This window comes from Methylobacterium sp. Leaf99 (assembly GCF_001422375.1).
Lineage (GTDB): Bacteria > Pseudomonadota > Alphaproteobacteria > Rhizobiales > Beijerinckiaceae > Methylobacterium.
In genome coordinates this window covers 1,716,509-1,732,759 of the sequence record NZ_LMMU01000001.1, presented here as the reverse complement: position 1 = coordinate 1,732,759, position 16,251 = coordinate 1,716,509, and the positions used below count along the sequence as shown (strand labels likewise).

General features: G+C 70.2%; 19 protein-coding genes. 8 read left to right on the top strand and 11 right to left on the bottom strand.

Annotated features, from left to right (window positions below):
* Positions 1-99 precede the first annotated feature (99 nt).
* From rlmN to ggt, 3 genes are read left to right on the top strand one after another with little or no spacing between them, the layout of a single operon-like run.
* The gene (rlmN, locus tag ASF28_RS07915) at positions 100-1,413 is read left to right on the top strand and encodes a 23S rRNA (adenine(2503)-C(2))-methyltransferase RlmN (RefSeq protein ID WP_056089870.1); all 1,314 of its coding nucleotides are present in this window, start codon (positions 100-102) and stop codon (positions 1,411-1,413) included.
* A gap of 23 nt (positions 1,414-1,436) precedes the next feature.
* The gene (locus ASF28_RS07910) at positions 1,437-1,925 is read left to right on the top strand and encodes a hypothetical protein (protein ID WP_056089867.1); all 489 of its coding nucleotides are present in this window, start codon (positions 1,437-1,439) and stop codon (positions 1,923-1,925) included.
* Positions 1,926-3,659 carry a gamma-glutamyltransferase gene (gene ggt / locus ASF28_RS07905; RefSeq protein WP_056089866.1) on the top strand — a complete coding sequence of 578 codons (1,734 nt, stop codon included), beginning with the start codon at positions 1,926-1,928 and terminating at the stop codon, positions 3,657-3,659.
* A gap of 206 nt (positions 3,660-3,865) precedes the next feature.
* On the opposite strand, the gene rpoN is transcribed toward ggt, so the two are convergent.
* The 6 genes from rpoN to ASF28_RS07875 form a co-directional block, all read right to left on the bottom strand.
* Positions 3,866-5,440 carry an RNA polymerase factor sigma-54 gene (rpoN, locus tag ASF28_RS07900; RefSeq protein ID WP_082476051.1) on the bottom strand — a complete coding sequence of 525 codons (1,575 nt, stop codon included), beginning with the start codon at positions 5,438-5,440 and terminating at the stop codon, positions 3,866-3,868.
* 337 nt (positions 5,441-5,777) lie between these two features.
* A complete protein-coding gene (lptB, locus tag ASF28_RS07895; RefSeq protein WP_443189714.1) occupies positions 5,778-6,608 on the bottom strand; it encodes an LPS export ABC transporter ATP-binding protein in 831 nt (276 codons plus the stop codon).
* Between the two features lie 14 nt (positions 6,609-6,622).
* Entirely contained in the window at positions 6,623-7,366 is a 744-nt protein-coding gene (locus ASF28_RS07890) for an LptA/OstA family protein (protein ID WP_056089856.1), read from the bottom strand.
* The gene (gene lptC, locus ASF28_RS07885) at positions 7,363-8,094 is read right to left on the bottom strand and encodes an LPS export ABC transporter periplasmic protein LptC (protein ID WP_056089853.1); all 732 of its coding nucleotides are present in this window, start codon (positions 8,092-8,094) and stop codon (positions 7,363-7,365) included. The genes ASF28_RS07890 and lptC overlap by 4 nt, the downstream gene beginning before the upstream one ends.
* 136 nt (positions 8,095-8,230) lie before the next feature.
* The gene (locus tag ASF28_RS07880; protein ID WP_056089850.1) at positions 8,231-8,857 is read right to left on the bottom strand and encodes a ribonuclease D; all 627 of its coding nucleotides are present in this window, start codon (positions 8,855-8,857) and stop codon (positions 8,231-8,233) included.
* 136 nt (positions 8,858-8,993) lie between these two features.
* A complete protein-coding gene (locus ASF28_RS07875) occupies positions 8,994-9,434 on the bottom strand; it encodes a ComEA family DNA-binding protein (RefSeq protein WP_200912651.1) in 441 nt (146 codons plus the stop codon).
* A gap of 407 nt (positions 9,435-9,841) precedes the next feature.
* On the opposite strand from ASF28_RS07875, the gene rpmF reads away from it, so the two are divergent.
* Complete coding sequence (gene rpmF / locus ASF28_RS07870) at positions 9,842-10,030, top strand: 50S ribosomal protein L32 (protein WP_018046018.1); 189 nt, start codon at positions 9,842-9,844, stop codon at positions 10,028-10,030.
* Between the two features lie 139 nt (positions 10,031-10,169).
* Here rpmF and ASF28_RS07865 read toward each other — a convergent pair whose 3' ends face one another.
* Together ASF28_RS07865 and phaR are read right to left on the bottom strand one after the other, a co-directional pair.
* A complete protein-coding gene (locus ASF28_RS07865; RefSeq protein WP_147709681.1) occupies positions 10,170-10,409 on the bottom strand; it encodes a hypothetical protein in 240 nt (79 codons plus the stop codon).
* Between the two features lie 96 nt (positions 10,410-10,505).
* Positions 10,506-11,123 (bottom strand): polyhydroxyalkanoate synthesis repressor PhaR, encoded by a 618-nt coding sequence (gene phaR / locus ASF28_RS07860; RefSeq protein ID WP_056089843.1) that lies wholly within the window; start codon positions 11,121-11,123, stop codon positions 10,506-10,508.
* Between the two features lie 388 nt (positions 11,124-11,511).
* Here phaR and ASF28_RS07855 point away from each other — a divergent pair, with 388 nt between their 5' ends.
* From ASF28_RS07855 to ASF28_RS07840, 4 genes are all read left to right on the top strand, one after another.
* Positions 11,512-12,693 (top strand): acetyl-CoA C-acetyltransferase, encoded by a 1,182-nt coding sequence (locus ASF28_RS07855; protein ID WP_056089841.1) that lies wholly within the window; start codon positions 11,512-11,514, stop codon positions 12,691-12,693.
* Positions 12,694-12,832: 139 nt separating this feature from the next.
* Positions 12,833-13,561: an acetoacetyl-CoA reductase gene (gene phbB, locus ASF28_RS07850; RefSeq protein ID WP_056089836.1), complete on the top strand. Its 729-nt coding sequence runs from the start codon at positions 12,833-12,835 to the stop codon at positions 13,559-13,561.
* Between the two features lie 142 nt (positions 13,562-13,703).
* Positions 13,704-13,949, top strand: a complete 246-nt coding sequence (locus ASF28_RS07845; protein ID WP_157085402.1) for a hypothetical protein — start codon at positions 13,704-13,706, stop codon at positions 13,947-13,949.
* A 54-nt stretch (positions 13,950-14,003) separates the two neighbouring features.
* Positions 14,004-14,582, top strand: coding sequence for a Shedu anti-phage system protein SduA domain-containing protein (locus tag ASF28_RS07840; RefSeq protein WP_056089831.1), 579 nt, complete (start codon positions 14,004-14,006; stop codon positions 14,580-14,582).
* Positions 14,583-14,665: 83 nt separating this feature from the next.
* Here ASF28_RS07840 and ASF28_RS07835 read toward each other — a convergent pair whose 3' ends face one another.
* Genes ASF28_RS07835 through ASF28_RS07825 form a run of 3 tightly spaced genes read right to left on the bottom strand, consistent with a single transcriptional unit; the run spans position 14,666 to position 16,124 of the window.
* The gene (locus tag ASF28_RS07835; RefSeq protein WP_056089828.1) at positions 14,666-15,115 is read right to left on the bottom strand and encodes a cupin domain-containing protein; all 450 of its coding nucleotides are present in this window, start codon (positions 15,113-15,115) and stop codon (positions 14,666-14,668) included.
* A 23-nt stretch (positions 15,116-15,138) separates the two neighbouring features.
* Positions 15,139-15,855, bottom strand: a complete 717-nt coding sequence (locus ASF28_RS07830; protein WP_157085400.1) for a hypothetical protein — start codon at positions 15,853-15,855, stop codon at positions 15,139-15,141.
* 11 nt (positions 15,856-15,866) lie between these two features.
* The gene (locus ASF28_RS07825; protein ID WP_056089826.1) at positions 15,867-16,124 is read right to left on the bottom strand and encodes a hypothetical protein; all 258 of its coding nucleotides are present in this window, start codon (positions 16,122-16,124) and stop codon (positions 15,867-15,869) included.
* Between the last annotated feature and the right edge of the window lie 127 nt (positions 16,125-16,251).

The following is a 16,251-nucleotide window of genomic DNA, read 5'->3' as shown; positions in this document are numbered from 1 at the left end:
GTATCACACCCGGCGCACCCCGCCCATGCGCCCCCGTATTCGCGTTTGACGCGCCGATCGCCTATATCGGACCGATTCCAGATCGAAGGTTCCAAGACCATGGCGACGGCGTCGTTCGACACCGCCCGGGGCGACGCGAGCGCCGCCCCCGCAATCGAGAAGCTGCCCGAGTTCGAGCCGGCCTCCGCGCCGCTTGGAGGCCCCCTGGGAGGCCCCCTCGGACGCACGTCCCTCGTCGGCCTGACCCGGGACGACCTCAAGGCGCGGCTGTCGGCCATCGGCGTGTCCGAGCGCGAGCAGCGCATGCGTTCGGGCCAGATCTGGCACTGGGTCAACGTGCGCGGCGCCAAGCACTTCGACGACATGACCAATGTCGGCAAGGGCCTGAAGGCGGACCTCGCCAGCGCCTACACCCTCGACCGCCCGGAGGTGATCACCGAGCAGGTCTCGCGGGACGGCACCCGCAAGTGGCTCATGCGCATGGCGCCCACGGGCAAGCACGACCACAACCGCGGCGCCGAGATCGAGTGCGTCTACATTCCCGGCCGGGGACGGGGCACCCTCTGTGTCTCGAGCCAGGTCGGCTGCACCCTCACCTGCTCGTTCTGCCACACGGGCACCCAGCGCCTCGTGCGCAACCTGACGGCGGCCGAGATCGTCGCGCAGGTGGTGGTGGCCCGCGATCACCTCAACGACTGGGCCGGCCAGAACCCGACGCCGGCCGGGGCCGACGAGGTCCGCCGCGCGGTCACCAACATCGTGTTCATGGGCATGGGCGAGCCCCTCTACAACATCGACAACGTCATCGATTCCGTCGGCGTCATGGCCGACCAGGAGGGGCTGGGCCTGTCGCGCCGGCGCATCACCGTCTCCACCTCCGGCGTCGTGCCGCAGATGCAGCGCCTCGGCACCGACGCCCACGCCATGCTGGCGATCTCGCTCCACGCCGTGCGCGACGACCTGCGCGATACCCTGGTGCCGCTGAACCGCAAGTATCCGCTCGCCGAACTCATCGCCGCCTGCCGCAACTATCCCGGCCTCAACAACGCCCGGCGCATCACCTTCGAGTACGTGATGCTCAAAGGCATCAACGACACCGACGCCGATGCCCGCGAGCTCGTGCGCCTGCTCCAGGGCATTCCGGCCAAGATCAACCTGATCCCGTTCAACCCCTGGCCCGGCAGCGTCTACGAGTGCTCGGACTGGGAGCGCATCGAGCGCTTCTCCGAGATCGTCTACGAGGCCGGCTACGCCTCCCCCGTGCGCACCCCGCGCGGCCGCGACATCCTCGCCGCCTGCGGCCAGCTCAAGAGCGAGACCGAGAAGCTGCGCGCCCGCGCCCGGATGATGCTGGAGGACGGCATCGGCGCCGAGGGCGTCTACGCGGGCGCCGACGACGGCGACGACGATTGATTCCCCTACGGCGGCCTTAAGCCATGCGGTTCCTCGGCCGCGTCTTCGTCGGGTGCCTCGCCCTGGTCCTGGCGATCCCCTGCGGCGCGTTCGTGCTCGGCCTCGGCGCCATGCTCGATCCGGTCTCGCGGGACGTCCTCGGGAGCCTCGGATTGGTCGGCCTGTTCGAGGGGCTGAACGATCTCGCCTCCGGCATCGGCCCCGAAACCATCCTGTTCGCCCTCGCGGCCTTCGCCCGCGCCCTGTTTCTCCTCCTCGTGGCGCCGCCCGTCGCCATGGCGGTCATCGGCGAGACCCTGAACTGGCGGAGCCCCGCGTGGTACGGCGCTGGCACCGGCCTCCTCACGGCCCTCGTGCCGTGGCTCGCCCGGACTACGGCCCGTGGCGGCGACCCACAGGCCTTCGCCCAGGAGGGCCGCATCACCGCCATCCTGTTCCTCACGGGCGCGGCCTCGGGCCTCGTCTACTGGCTGGTGGCGGGTCGCTTCGGCCCGCGCGACGGAGCCGTGTGAATGCGCCGCCCCTCCGCTCCTTGGCTCGCCCTCTGCCTCCTGCTCGGCCTCCCACACGCGGCGTGGGCCCAGGCGGATTCCTCGCCGATCCAGGCGGACACCGCCCGGATGCTGCCGGTGCTGGCGGCCCACGGCATGGTCTCGTCCCAGGACGCCCAGGCGACGCGGGTCGGCGTCGCGATCCTGAAGGCCGGCGGCAACGCCGTCGATGCGGCCGTGGCCGTGGGCTTCGCCCTCGCCGTCACCCTGCCGAGGGCGGGCAACCTCGGCGGCGGCGGCTTCATGATGGTGCATCTGGCGCGAACGGCCGAGACCGTGGCCATCGATTACCGCGAGACCGCCCCGGCCGCCGCCAGCGCCGACATGTTCCTCGACACGCGGGGCGAGCCCGACCACGCCGCCTCCACCCGCACGGGCAAGGCGGTGGGCGTGCCCGGCACCGTGCGGGGGCTGGCCGAGGCGCACCGGCGCTACGGCTCGGGCCGCTTCACCCTCGCCGACCTCATCGCGCCGGCCGAGCGCCTGGCGCGCGACGGCATCGACGTCGAAGCCGGCCTCGCCGATTCCCTGCCCCGCGCCGCCGATCTTTTGGGAGTTTGGCCGTCGAGTCGGGCGATCTTTTTTGCCGGCGACAGACCGCTGGGACGCGGCGAGCGCCTCGTCCAGACCGACCTCGCCGAGACCCTGCGATCCATCGCGGAAGGCGGGCCGGACGCGTTCCACACCGGACCCATCGCGCAGGGCATCGCGCAAGCGGTGCGCGACGCCGGCGGGGTCATGACGGCGGACGACTTAGCCGCCTACCGACCGGTGATCCGCCAACCCGTGCGCGGCACCTATCGCGGCCTGTCGATCGCGTCGATGCCGCCGCCGAGTTCGGGCGGCATCCACCTCGTCGAGATCCTCAACGTGCTGGAGGGCTTCGATCTGGCGAAGATGGGGGCCGGCAGCGCCGACGCCATCCACACCCTCGCCGAGGCCATGAAGCCGGCCTATGCCGACCGTGCCACCTGGCTCGGCGACCCGACCCGCTCGCAGATTCCCGTCGAGGGGCTGACGGCGAAATCCTACGCCGCGGGGTTGCGCGCGGCCATCGACCCCGCCCGCGCCCGCCCGGCGGCGGAGGTTAGGGCCGGCGATCCCCTCCCCCACGAATCCGACCAGACCACGCATTTCTCGGTGATCGATGCCGAGGGCAACGCCGTCTCCAACACCACCACCCTGAACTTCTCCTACGGGATGGGCCTCGTCGCGCCCGGCACCGGGGTGCTGCTCAACAACGAGATGGACGACTTCTCCGCCAAGACCGGGGCGCTGAACGCCTACGGCCTCGTCGGCGGCAAGGCCAACGCCGTGGCGCCCGGCGCCCGGCCCCTGTCCTCGATGACGCCGGCCTTCGTGTTTCGCGGGGACAAGCTGTTGCTGGTGACGGGGAGTCCGGGCGGCAGCCGCATCATCTCGACGGTGCTGCAGACCATCGTCAACGTCGTCGATTTCCGCATGACCCTGCTGCAGGCGGTGGCGGCCCCGCGCATCCACCACCAGTGGCGCCCGGACGTGCTCACCGTCGAGGAAGGCGTCTCGCCCGACACCCTCGCCATCCTGCGGGCGCGCGGCCACCGGGTGGTGGTGGCCCCGGCCTCGGGCTCGGCCAATTCGGTGATGGCCGTCGACGGGCTCGTGGCCGGCGCGGCCGATCCCCGCCAGCGCGGGACCCTGGCCGAGGGGTATTGAGCGAGTCTTCGTCCGGACCTTCCCCGGACGGGGGCCGCGAAGCGGAAGCCCGATCCGGGGGCCAGCAGAGGAAGCCGCGAAGCGTCAAAAACCCAGCGCCGTCCGGATCGAGCCGCTAACGCGGCCCTCCTTGTGCTGGCTCCCGGATCACCCTCCGCTGCGCTCCGGGCGTCTGGGAAAGGCTCAAGGGTCGCCAGGGGCTCGGTTCAGCGCGCGTAGGCGAAATGCTCGCGGCGGCGCTCGATGGAGGACGGAATCCGGAGGGATTCCCGGTACTTGGCCACCGTGCGTCGGGCGATGTCGATGCCCTCGTCGCGCAGGCGCTGCACCAGGGCGTCGTCGGAGAGCACGTCGCTGCGGGCCTCGCCGTCGACGAGCTGCTTGATGCGGTGGCGCACGGCCTCGGACGAGTGCGAGGCGGTACCGGCCGCACCGGGAATCGCCGCGGTGAAGAAGTACTTCATCTCCAGGGTGCCCCGGCTGGTGCCGATGGACTTGTTGGAGGTCACCCGCGAGACGGTGGATTCGTGCATACCGATGGCCTCGGCCACGGTCTTGAGGTTGAGGGGGCGCAGGTGCGCGACCCCGTGCAGGAAGAACGCGTCCTGCTGGCGCACGATCTCGGAGGCGACCTTGAGGATGGTGCGGGCGCGCTGCTCCAGGCTGCGGGTGAGCCAGTTCGCCGTCTGCAGGCACTCGGACAGGAACGCCTTGTCGCCCTCGGCCTGCGCCCCGCGCGAGACCCGGGCGTAGTAGCTCTGGTTCACCAGCACCCGCGGCAGGGCCTCGGCGTTGAGCTCCACCAGCCACGACCCGTCGGGGGCGGCCCGCACGAACACGTCGGGGATCAGCACCTCGACGGCCCGCGCCCCGAAGGCGCGGCCGGGCTTCGGATCGAGGCGGCGCAGCTCGGCCAGCATGTCGACGAGGTCCTCGTCGTCGACGCCGCAGAGGCGGCGCAGGGACGCGAAATCGCGCTTGGCCACGAGGTCGAGGCGCGAGACCAGGGCCTGCATCGCCGGATCGAACCGGTCGCGGTCGCGCAACTGCAGGGCGAGGCATTCGGCGAGGTCGCGGGCGGCGATGCCCGCCGGCTCGAAGCTCTGCACCAGCTTCAGCACGCGGGCGACGGTGTCCAGGGGCGTACCCAGGCGCTCGGCGACCTCGTCGATGGACTCGCGAAAGTAGCCGGCGTCGTCGACGGCATCGATGAGGAAGCCGCCGATGAGGCGGTCGACGGGATCGCGGGTGGCGAGGTCGAGCTGCGCTGCGAGATGCTCGCGCAGGGACATCTCGGAGGTGAGCGTCGCCTCGAAATCCGGGGCGTCGCCGTCGAAGGAGCCGCCGGTGTTGCCGTAGGGCGCCGGGGTCAGGGACAGCATGTCGCCCGACGCCGCCTCGCGGGCATGGGTCGGGTTCTCGTCGGCGAACACGTTGTCGAGGCGGGTGTCGAGGGCGCTCTCCATGTCGGCGCCGCTCGCCGTCAGGGTGGTGGCGATCCAGGGTTCGTCGCCGCCGTCGAAATCGCTCCCGTCGAAATCGCTTGCCTCGCCGTCGGCGGGGCGATCGACGGAGGATTCGGATGGGGTCTCGCCGGGCGGGCGCTCGTCCCCGGTCTCGCCCTCGGCGCGTTCGAGGAGCGGATTGCGCTCGAGTTCGGCGTCAACGTAGGCGGTGAGGTCGAGATGCGAGAGTTGAAGGAGCTTGATCGCCTGCAGGAGCTGAGGCGTCATCACCAGGGCCTGGCCCTGGCGCATTTCCAGCCGTTGCACCAGACTCATGATAAGGTCCCGATCCCGAGTCGCACCGCCGCCCGACGGCGCGCGTCACCGCGGGCCGAACACCGGCATCAATCTTGCTTCTTTTTACTGTTCCAAGGTTTAGACCCAACCCGCCCGGACGTCAAAGCGTGTTGGGCCGGCCCTGCCTAAAAAATGCCCACGCTCATGGATCGCCGGGGCGGCGTGGTGTCGGCATCACAGGGGGACGGTCGCGTAAGCCCATGCGCAGGCGGCAGCCTTCCGGGCATTCGGGGATGGACCCCGGCGCATCGGTGGATCGCGTTCGGATGCGGGCGTTCGCGCGGCCTCCGCGAAAATCCGTCCGGGAGCCGGGATCCTAGAGCCGAAAATCCTCGCCGAGGTAGAGCCGGCGCGCGTCGGCGTTGGCGACGATCTCGGCGGGCGTCCCCTCCGTGAGGATGCGGCCCGAATGGGCGATGTAGGCCCGGTCGATGAGGCCGAGGGTCTCGCGGACGTTGTGGTCGGTGATGAGCACGCCGATGCCGCGCTGCTTCAGGTGCTTCACCAGATCCTGGATGTCGCCCACGGCGATGGGGTCGATGCCGGCGAAGGGCTCGTCCAGCAGCATGAAGCTCGGGGACGAGGCCAGCGCCCGGGCGATCTCGCAGCGGCGGCGCTCGCCGCCCGACAGGGCGATGGAGGGGGATTTGCGCAGGCGCGCGATGTCGAACTCCTCCAGCAGGGATTCGAGTTTTTTCGCGCGCTCCTTGCGGTCGGGCTCGGCCACCTCCAGCACGGCGCGGATGTTGTCCTCCACCGTGAGGCCGCGAAAGATCGAGGCCTCCTGCGGCAGGTAGCCGATGCCCAGCCTCGCGCGCTGGTACATGGGCAGGTGGGTGATCGGCAGGCCGTCGAGGCTGATGGAGCCGCGATCGGCCGAGACCAGGCCGGTGATCATGTAGAAGATCGTGGTCTTGCCGGCGCCGTTGGGGCCGAGCAGCCCCACGGCCTCGCCGTTGCGCACGGTGAGGCCGGCCTCGTGCACGACGGTGCGGGCGCCGTAGCTCTTGCGCAGGCCGCGCACGTGGAGAATGCCCGGACCGCCGCCCTCGGCGAGGATCGCGGCCTCGCGCGCGGCGGCCGCGTCGCGGCGGCCCCGACCGAATAGGCGGCCGAACAGGGAGGGCCGGACCGGGGCGGCGGACACCGGTGACGCGTCGCTCAATTGGCCTGCGCCCGGGGCTTGATCGCCTCGGCGGGCTTCTCTGCCGGCTTCGGAGCCGCCTTGGCGGCGGCGGGCGGCTGGGCGCAGCCCTTGCCGGTCTTGGGGCCGTCCTCCTTCTGCGGCACGAACAGGGCCGAGACCCGGCCGCCGGCCACGGGGTCCATGTTCGCCCGGCCGGTGTTCATGTCGTAGACGAGGCGCGAGCCGCGCGTCACGTTCTGGCACTGGCTCAGGACGACGTTGCCGGTGAGCACGATGCGCTTGGCCTCCTGATCGAACACGGCGCTGTCGCCGGTGGCGACCTGGTCCTTCTGCACCACGGTGACGGGGCCGGCGCACTCGACGCGCTGAATGCCGTTCTCGCCCATCCCGCCGGCGGGCTTCTCCGAAGCGTCGGCCGTGTCGGCGGCGGGCTCTTTCGCCGCTTCGCCCTTCTTGTCGTCCTTGGACTTGTCGTCCTTTTTGGCCCGCTTGTACCGCACGGTCATGCTGGAGCAGCGGATGGTGCTGTCGCCCTGCACGGCCACGACGTTGCCGGCGAACACCGCCTTGTTCTCGCGGTCGAACACGTCGAGGCGGTCGGCGTCGATCTTGATCGGCTCCTTGCCGCCGCCGCCGAGGTTGCCGAGGCCGCTCGTCGCCTTCTCCTTCTTCGGCGCGGCCGTCTGCGCGCCGGCCGGCGCCGCCAGGGCCAGACCGGCGACGAGCACCACCCAGCCGAGGGACCGCGCCGCCGTCACCGCCGGCCCTCGCCGTCGTGCGGTTCCGCGGCGGAGGTGAGGACGCGGGCGGGCTTCGCCGGCTTGTCCGGCTTCTCGAGCTCGTGCAGCACCGTGTGGACGTTGCCCACGAAGGAGATGACGTGGCCGCTGTCGGTGACGTCGAGGGTGTCGGCCGTCACGGTGCCGCTCGGGATCGCCACCGCCACGGTCTCGTTCGACTTGACGGTGCCGGCCTTGAAATCGACGGCGGCCGATTTCAGGCGGATCTCCTCGCCCTTGTCGGTCCAGATGCGGATGTCCTGTTCGAGGGTCAGGGATTCCCGCGCCGTGTCGAACAGGCCCGAGGCCGCCTCGAGATGGGCGATGCCGCCCTTGTCGTCGGTGTTGAGGTGGCCCTTCATGGCCTGCAGCTCGATGAGGGTCGGCTTGCGCACGTCCTGGAAGGCGGCGGTGGCGGTGACCTCGTAGCCGCGCTCGCCCTGGCGGAAGCCGGACAGGCGCGGGCTCTCCATCTTCACCTTGGTGCCCGACAGGCTCACGGGGCCGATGCTGACGCCCGGCAGGGTGGTGCCGAAGGGATTGAACATCACGGCGGCGAGCGCCAGCACCGCCGTGCCGGCGACGAGGGGGATGACCCGCCGCAGGGTCCGCACCCGGGTGCTGTGGTTGCGCGCCCGCGCGTGGGCACGGGTCCGGCGCGCATCGGCGCGCGGTGCTTCGGTCTGGATGGCCTCACCCACGTGCATGATCGTCCCAAACATGCCGCCGGATGCGCGCGGGCCATGGCGAAGTTATGACCACCCGGTTGCCAAATCATCAAGGGCGGCGGCGCCCGTCGCCGCGATCATGTGCGGGGGCGCACGAACCTTCGAGGAACGGCTTTCAGGTATGGGCGAAGATGTCGGTCTCGGGCCAGCCGGCGAGGTCGAGGCGGGCGCGGGTCGGCAGGAAGTCGAAGCAGGCCCGGGCCATCTCCGTGCGGCCCTCGCGGGCGAGCATGGCGTCGAGGCGGGCGCGGGCGGCGTGGAGGTAGAGGACGTCGGAGGCCGCGTAGTCGACCTGCGCCTGGCTCAGGGTATCGGCGCCCCAGTCGGAGGATTGCTGCTGCTTCGAGAGATCGACGCCGACGAGCTCGCGGACCACGTCCTTGAGGCCGTGGCGGTCGGTGTAGGTCCGGGCGAGCTTGGAGGCGACCTTGGTGCAGTAGACCGGCGCCGGCATCACCCCCAGGGCGTTGAACAGCACGGCGAGGTCGAACCGGGCGAAATGGAAGATTTTTTGGGTTTCCGGATCGCCCATGACCCGTGCCAGGACCTCCGGCACCGGCCCGCCGGGGATGATCTGGACGACGTCGGCGCTGCCGTCGCCGCGCGAGACCTGCACGACGCAGAGCCGGTCCCGGTGCGGATTGAGCCCCAGGGTCTCGGTGTCGATGGCGATGGCGGGGCCGGCGACGTAGTCGGCGGGCAGGTCGCCGCGATGGACGCGCACGAGGGGCTGGGGGGCCATGGAACACTTCTCGGGGGAGCGGGACGCGAACCCGCGCGTAACACCCGGCCCCCCTCACGGACAAGCGCGGCGGATCGTCGATCCGCCGCGCCTGTCCGAAGACGATCTCCGCCCGAACACGAGATCTACGCGAAACCTATTTCTGCTTGGCGATGACCTTGTCCTTGATGCCGTCGTAGACGCCCTGCGGAATCACCTTCTTGGAGACGAGCTCGTCCTTGCCGCGATAGGGCCGGCCCTTGACGATGGCGGCCGCGCGGGCGGCGCCGATGCCCGGCAGGGCGTCGAGCTCGGCGGGGCTGGCGCTGTTGAGGTCGATGAGCGCGGCCTTTTCGGATTTGGCGTCGGCCTTGGTCTCCGGCTTGGTCTCCGGCTTGGCGGCCGGTTTGGCCGCCTCCGGGGCCTTGGGCGGCGTCACGGTCGGCGGCGTCGGATTCGACGGGACCGGGACCGCCGGGGCGGGCTTCGTCGTCGGGGCCGCGGGGCTCGGCGCCTGTGCCAGGGCGGGGGCGGCGGCGAGGCAGGCCAGAACGGTCAGGCTGCGCAGGAGGGATGACGGCAAACGTGACGACAACATGGGACACTCCCGGGTCGATGGCGCGGTCGCGATGCCCCGCCCTCGAACGAAGACTTAGAAAGGCGCGGTTGAACCGCTGCTTAACGGTGCGACATCGATGCGGATTTCGGCTGAGATGGCGACGGGACGATCCGACGTCTTGATCGGTCGGCGCCCGCGCGTCACGGAAGCCGGGGCGAACGCGCCGAAACATGCGTCCTGAACTTGCGCCATGAACGCGCGCCATGGCTCTGCGGTCCCGGCGGCGGCCGAAGGGCGGACTCCACTTTTCGGACGCGTGCTCTAGCCAGGGCGGCCGCACGCGGCTATAAGCCCGGCCTCGAATCTCCGTTTGAACACGGTGCCGAGGCGTCCTCCCGGAGGGGGACCGCCTGAGGCGCCGTTTTTGCCATCGACAGGATCATCCCATGGCCGTTCCGAAGCGCAAGACCTCCCCCTCGCGGCGCGGCATGCGCCGGTCCGCCGACGCCCTCAAGGCCCCGACCTACGTCGCCGACAAGGATTCGGGCGAGCTCCGCCGTCCCCATCACATCGACCTGAAGACCGGCATGTACCGGGGCCGTCAGGTCCTCAAGGTCAAGTCCGCCGAGGCCTGAGCCTGCGGGCTTCGCCCGCGGGCGAGGCCGGCCGCTCCGGCGGCCTCTTTTAGAACCACGAAGAGAGCCGTGCCCTGCGAGAGCGGGCGCGGTTTTTTGCGTCGGGGTGTCGGTTCGGGACGTCGGTTCGGGGCCTGGGTCAGGCGCTGCGCCGGGCCGCCTCGGCGTAGGTGGCCGCCGCATTCCGGGTCCGTTCCAGGCGCGCGGACCGCAGGCCCGGATCGGCGCTGACGAGGAGCTGGATGAGAAATCCCGCATCGGGACGCGCGGCGGCGCGGCGGCGGGCGCCGTAGGCTTCGCCCGTCCCGGGAATCACCACGAGGTCGTAGGCCGGGACCTGTTCCGTTTCCGGACGTCCGTCTGTTCCCAATCGCCCCATGGCATCCATTCCCGCGTGAACCGGGGTGAGATGCGCAAGAGGTGGGCCGAGGTTAACGGTTCGTCAACCTTTGGTCCGGCCGACCCGGATCGGGGCCTACTTCTTCGACAGATCCTCGAGGCGCGACTGCATCTCGGCCATCTGGCGCTTGAGATCGTCGAGGTCGGCGCCGGCGGGGGCCGCTGCCACGGCGGCCTGCGCCGGGCGCGGCGCGGCCGAGGGGTGCGAGCCCATGCCGGAGAGGGGGCCCGTGCCGAAGGCGGTGAACATCTTCATGGCGTCGCCGAAGAAGCTCATGTTGGCCCGCACCTGCTCTTCCATGGCGCTCTGGAACACGGTGGGGGCGAAGCTCTGGGTCATCTTTTCGCGAAGACCGTCCTGGTCCCGGGCGAAATTGGCCATGGAGAATTCGAGGAAGCTCGGCACCATGGTGCGCATGCTGTCGCCGTAGAAGCGGATGAGCTGGCGCAGGAAGGCGACCGGCAGCAGGTTGTCGTCGCCGGCCTTGTTCTCCTGCTCGAAGATGATCTGCGTCAGCACGGAGCGGGTGATGTCGTCGCCCGAGCGCGCATCGTAGACGAGGAAGTCCTCGCCGTTCTGGACCATCGTCGCGAGATCCTCGAGGGTGACGTAGGTCGAGGTGCCGGTATGGTAGAGGCGCCGGTTGGCGTACTTCTTGATAACGGTGTGGTTGGACTTACCGTTGTCCGCCATTTCTGGGGGCCTCTCCCAACGCGATCATGCAGGTCGCTCGATCTCTGCCGCGCGATCGTCGGCGACACGCTCGGAGCCGAGAACGCTCCCGATCCGCCTGATCCCATCTTAAGGCCTTCGCCCGCCGACGAAAACACCTATCTCGCCGCCGTCCACGCGGAATAGTGCCGGTCTCCGCGTCGGCCCGGCCAAGGACCCGGCCAAGGACTCGGTCAAGCACTCGGCCGAGGACCCGGCATGGACTCGGCGTGACAGCGTCCGCGCGTCCTCGCCAAAGCGCCTTGACTTCGCGGGGTCGTGGGCTTTCATCCGAACGCTACGGCACAAGGCGCGCCCGCTCACCCGAAAGCGACAACGCAGCGCCGGCCGGCATGAGGAGACCATAACCATGGCAGCAGAAGATATCGTCATCGTCGGCGCGGCGCGCACGGCGGTCGGCTCGTTCGGCGGAGTGTTCAACACCGTGCCCGCGCACGACCTCGGGGCCGTGGCGATCAAGGCCGCCCTGGAGCGGGCCGGCGTCTCCCCCGATGACGTGGACGAGGTGATCTTCGGCCAGGTGCTCACCGCGGGTGCGGGCCAGAACCCGGCCCGTCAGGCCGCCATCAAGGCCGGCATCCCCGAGAAGGCCACGGCCTGGGGCGTCAACCAGGTCTGCGGCTCGGGGCTCCGCACCGTCGCGCTGGGCATGCAGCAGATCGCCAACGGCGACGCGACCGTGATCGTGGCCGGCGGCCAGGAATCCATGTCGCTCAGCCCCCACGCCCAGTACCTGCGCGGCGGCCAGAAGATGGGCGACGTCAAGCTCGTCGACACCATGATCAAGGACGGCCTGTGGGACGCCTTCAACGGCTACCACATGGGGACCACCGCCGAGAACGTGGCCCAGGCCTTCCAGCTCACCCGCGAGGAGCAGGACGCCTTCGCGACGAAGTCGCAGAACAAGGCCGAGGCCGCCCGCAAGGAAGGCCGGTTCAAGGACGAGATCTGCCCCGTCACCGTGCCGGGCCGCAAGGGCGACACCATCGTCGACACCGACGAGTACATCCGGGACGGCGCCACCGTCGAGGCCATGGCCAAGCTGAAGCCCGCCTTCTCGAAGGACGGCACCGTGACGGCCGCCAACGCGTCGGGCCTCAACGACGGCGCCGCTGCCATCGTGCTGATGTCGGCCTCGGAAGCCGAGCGTCGGGGCATCACGCCCCTCGCCCGGATCGTGTCCTGGGCCACGGCCGGCGTCGACCCGAAGGTGATGGGAACCGGCCCGATCCCGGCCTCGCGCAAAGCCCTGGACAAGGCCGGCTGGACGCCGTCCGACCTCGACCTGATCGAGGCCAACGAGGCCTTCGCCGCCCAGGCCCTCGCCGTGAACAAGGACATGGGCTGGGACACGGCCAAGGTGAACGTCAACGGCGGCGCCATCGCCATCGGCCACCCCATCGGCGCCTCCGGTGCCCGCGTCCTCGTCACCCTGCTGCACGAGCTCAAGCGCCGCGACGCCAAGAAGGGCCTCGCCACCCTGTGCATCGGCGGCGGCATGGGCGTCGCCATGTGCATCGAGCGCGTCTGAGACGGCCTATCCCGCGGCGGCGTCACGGAAATCTTGACGCCGCCGCAAATTTAAATGGGTCGCGCGACGGCCGCCTCGCCAGCTAGAGCCGCGCACGACCCGCTCACGAACCTGCCAAAAAACGACATCGGAGGAAATCATGGCTCAGGAACGCGTCGCCCTCGTCACGGGTGGAACGCGCGGCATCGGCGCCGCCATCTCGAAGGGCCTCCAGGCCAAGGGCTACAAGGTCGCCGCCAATTACGGCGGCAACGACGAGGCCGCCAACGCCTTCAAGGCCGAGACCGGCATCCCGGTCTTCAAGTTCGACGTCGGCGACTACGCCGCCTGCGAGGCCGGCATCAAGCAGATCGAGGCCGAGGTCGGCCCCATCGACATCCTGGTGAACAACGCCGGCATCACCCGCGACGGCGCGTTCCACAAGATGAGCTTCGAGAAGTGGCAGGCGGTCCTCAAGACCAACCTCGACTCGATGTTCACCTGCACGCGCCCGCTGATCGAAGGCATGCGCTCGCGCAACTTCGGCCGCATCATCCTGATCTCGTCGATCAACGGCCAGAAGGGCCAGGCCGGCCAGACCAACTACTCGGCCGCCAAGGCCGGCGTCATCGGCTTCGCCAAGGCGCTCGCCCAGGAGAGCGCTTCGAAGGGCATCACCGTCAACGTGATCGCGCCGGGCTACGTCGCCACCGAGATGGTGATGGCGGTGCCGGAGGACATCCGCAACAAGATCATCTCCACGATCCCCGTCGGCCGCCTCGGCGAGGCCGAGGAGATCGCCCGCGCCGTCGAGTACCTCGCGGCCGAGGATTCGGGCTTCGTCACCGGCTCGACCCTCACCATCAACGGCGGCCAGTACATCACCTGAAACGGCGGGGTGGACGGCCCCCCGGCCGTTCACCCCTCATCCGTTCCGGTCCAGCGCCCCTTAAAGAATCTGCCGCCGTATCCTATGCTGTAGTCCGCAGGCCGATGACGGATTCGGCCCCTGCGGCTCCCGGGTGAAGGCCATGAGCGTCGACAAGTTCGCTGTCGCATCGTCGGCTCGGATGCAGGTGGATCGCCTGCCGCCGCCCGAAAAGCGCGCGCTGACCCGTCTGTTCTCGGGCGACGCGTTCGCCAGACCCGAGAACACCCAGCCGACCCCCACGGGGCGGTTCGTGTCGCGCCTGGGCGCACGGCGTTTGTTGTGGCAGCGCTCCGACGGCGGGCGCCCTGAAATTCTCAGTATTCTCGATCGCTCCTACGCCGATTGATCGGTGAGCTAGTTCAGGCCGATCGCCTACAGTCTTTCGGCTGCCGAAACCGAATTGCTCTCCTTCAAGGCGTGGCTTGCCGGGCGGACCTTCTTCGGCGAGGCCGAGGTGGTCGCGCAGATCAGGGCGCGCGCACAAATGTGCTGCCTTCTGGCGTCCCATGCCGGAATCAGGGCGCCCGATCTGATCCGGTTCGAATTGGCCCTCAAGGGTCTGTTCCGGACGGATCTGGTCCTGGGGAACGATCACTTCCGGCAGTTCGCCCTGATCGAGTTCGAGGATGCCCAGGCCGACAGCCTGTTTGCCGGCGGAACCCGACAGTACCGGCACTGGTCGCGGCGGCTCGAACACGGCTTCGGGCAGGTGCTGGACTGGGCGTGGATTCGCAACGATCACCCCAACGATACGGTGCTGACCGCCGCGTTCGGCGGCCCGATCCATGACAGTGCCTACCTCGTCGTGTGCGGACGCGATGCGAGCCTGGTCGATGAGATGGAACGCAAGCGCTTCGAACACCGACGCTTCAAGACCCGGATCGAGGGAACGCCGGTGGCGTTCCTGACCTACGACGACATGGTCAAGGGGATGGAGTTGAGCTTGGAGAACGCCAAGAGCTTCGCCATCCTCGGATAAGGAGCGTTTCGCGATCCTTCAAGCGGACAGCGCTTCGCAGGCCCGGACGCCGTTGCCCGCGGTGGCGATGCATGCGGCCCGGCCTATCCCCGCGGCGTCGGCCGCCAGTCGGGCGGGGCCATCTCGAACCCCGAAAACTCGAAGGCCGGCGAGACCGTGCAGCCGACGAGCGTCCAGGCGCCGAGGCTCGTGGCCGTCTGCCAATGGCCGGCCGGCACGACGATCTGGGGCTGCTGGCCGCGCGCGAGGTCGGGGCCGAGATGGGCCGCCGCGGCATCGTGGCCGTTGGGGCTCTGGGTGATCACCAGGGGCGCGCCGGCGTGCCAGTGCCAGATCTCGGCGGCATCGACCCGGTGCCACTCGGACACCTCGCCCGTATCGAGCAGGTAGTAGATCGCGCTGCCCACCGAGCGCCCGTCGAGGGTGCGGGGATCGCGAAAAGTCTCGCGGTAATGGCCGCCCTCGGGATGCGGGGCCAGCGCCAAGCGGGCGATGATCTCGGCGGCCGTCGGGCCGGCCGGTGCTGCGCCCATGGGTACTCCTTCCCGTCGCATGATCATGGCTCCAGGGCCGAGGCCGGCATCCGCATGCCCGAAGGGGATTCGGCCTGTCCGGCCGGCTTGCCCGGTTTCGGGCGCGGGGCCGCCTTCGCCTTCGCCACCGGCGCCGCCTTGACCACCGGTGCTTCGCCGCAGGACTGGAAGGCGAGCTGCGCCAGGGGCTGGCCCGCCTCCGAGACGATGTTGAGGGTGTCGGGCAGGGGCGTCGGCGTGGCGTCCCAGCGGATGCTGCCGCCTTTGCTTCCCTCCAGGACCGCGGGGGCGCCGCCCCGGCGCAGGGCGAACAGGTCCGGCCCGTAGGCCGTGGCGACCTTGCCGGCGATGACCACCTGCAGCACCCGCGCCGAGTCCGGCGTCAGGGGCAGGAGGGGGTTCTCGACCACGATGAGCCCCGTGCGGGTCACCCAGACGGAAAAATTCTTCGGCCCCTCGTAGAGGGCGGCCTTCTCGGCACAGGCGACGGTCAGGTCCGGACGCGGCGCGGCGGGCACGGGCGGCGGCAAGGCTGAGGGCGTGACGGCCGCGGGCGTCATGGCGGGCGCCGGGACGGGCGCGAGCGGCTTCGGCTTGGCCGGGACCGCCTTCCGGGGCGCCGGCTTCTTCGCGGGCGCCGGGTCGTCCACCGCCGGCCCGTCCACGGCCGGTGCCTGGGCGGAGGCGGCGTGTGTCCAGGCGGCGACGAGGGCGGCCAGGGCGAGGCGGGACGGGCGCATCCGCGGACCGATCATCGCAGCTCGCCGCCGGGGGGGAGACGCCGGGCCTCCGCCTGCGGCTCGATGGGCAGGATCGGCGCCGAGCGGTCGATGGGGCTGATCCGGGGCGGCTGCAGGCTGCGCATCAGGGTCTCCTCGCCATCCTCCATCAGGTCTTCCTCGCGCTCCATGCGCAGCTCGGGCCGTCGCGCGCGGGCCATCACGGCCATCACCACGATGCACGACAGGGTGAAGGCCGCGATCGCGGCCAGGATCAGGGTGGTTTCCATGCCGCCACCAGCGTTACCCCAGGATGGCCGGCGATGCGACCGGGGCGGTGATCGGCCGCGCGGGCCGGAACGGTCCTTGCGTGGCGTCCGGCCGGTCCGCGGGCGGTCCGGTCCGTCGGTCCGGGGG

What these genes read in the sequence shown, in the direction of transcription:
- rlmN (WP_056089870.1), top strand. Translation starts at nt 100, where the DNA reads ATGGCGACGGCGTCGTTCGACACCGCCCGGGGCGACGCGAGCGCCGCC.
- ASF28_RS07910 (WP_056089867.1), top strand. Translation starts at nt 1,437, where the DNA reads ATGCGGTTCCTCGGCCGCGTCTTCGTCGGGTGCCTCGCCCTGGTCCTG.
- ggt (WP_056089866.1), top strand. Translation starts at nt 1,926, where the DNA reads ATGCGCCGCCCCTCCGCTCCTTGGCTCGCCCTCTGCCTCCTGCTCGGC.
- rpoN (WP_082476051.1), bottom strand. Translation starts at nt 5,440, where the DNA reads ATGAGTCTGGTGCAACGGCTGGAAATGCGCCAGGGCCAGGCCCTGGTG.
- lptC (WP_056089853.1), bottom strand. Translation starts at nt 8,094, where the DNA reads ATGCACGTGGGTGAGGCCATCCAGACCGAAGCACCGCGCGCCGATGCG.
- ASF28_RS07880 (WP_056089850.1), bottom strand. Translation starts at nt 8,857, where the DNA reads ATGGCCCCCCAGCCCCTCGTGCGCGTCCATCGCGGCGACCTGCCCGCC.
- ASF28_RS07875 (WP_200912651.1), bottom strand. Translation starts at nt 9,434, where the DNA reads ATGTTGTCGTCACGTTTGCCGTCATCCCTCCTGCGCAGCCTGACCGTT.
- rpmF (WP_018046018.1), top strand. Translation starts at nt 9,842, where the DNA reads ATGGCCGTTCCGAAGCGCAAGACCTCCCCCTCGCGGCGCGGCATGCGC.
- ASF28_RS07865 (WP_147709681.1), bottom strand. Translation starts at nt 10,409, where the DNA reads ATGGGGCGATTGGGAACAGACGGACGTCCGGAAACGGAACAGGTCCCG.
- phaR (WP_056089843.1), bottom strand. Translation starts at nt 11,123, where the DNA reads ATGGCGGACAACGGTAAGTCCAACCACACCGTTATCAAGAAGTACGCC.
- ASF28_RS07855 (WP_056089841.1), top strand. Translation starts at nt 11,512, where the DNA reads ATGGCAGCAGAAGATATCGTCATCGTCGGCGCGGCGCGCACGGCGGTC.
- phbB (WP_056089836.1), top strand. Translation starts at nt 12,833, where the DNA reads ATGGCTCAGGAACGCGTCGCCCTCGTCACGGGTGGAACGCGCGGCATC.
- ASF28_RS07845 (WP_157085402.1), top strand. Translation starts at nt 13,704, where the DNA reads ATGAGCGTCGACAAGTTCGCTGTCGCATCGTCGGCTCGGATGCAGGTG.
- ASF28_RS07835 (WP_056089828.1), bottom strand. Translation starts at nt 15,115, where the DNA reads ATGGGCGCAGCACCGGCCGGCCCGACGGCCGCCGAGATCATCGCCCGC.
- ASF28_RS07830 (WP_157085400.1), bottom strand. Translation starts at nt 15,855, where the DNA reads ATGCGCCCGTCCCGCCTCGCCCTGGCCGCCCTCGTCGCCGCCTGGACA.
- ASF28_RS07825 (WP_056089826.1), bottom strand. Translation starts at nt 16,124, where the DNA reads ATGGAAACCACCCTGATCCTGGCCGCGATCGCGGCCTTCACCCTGTCG.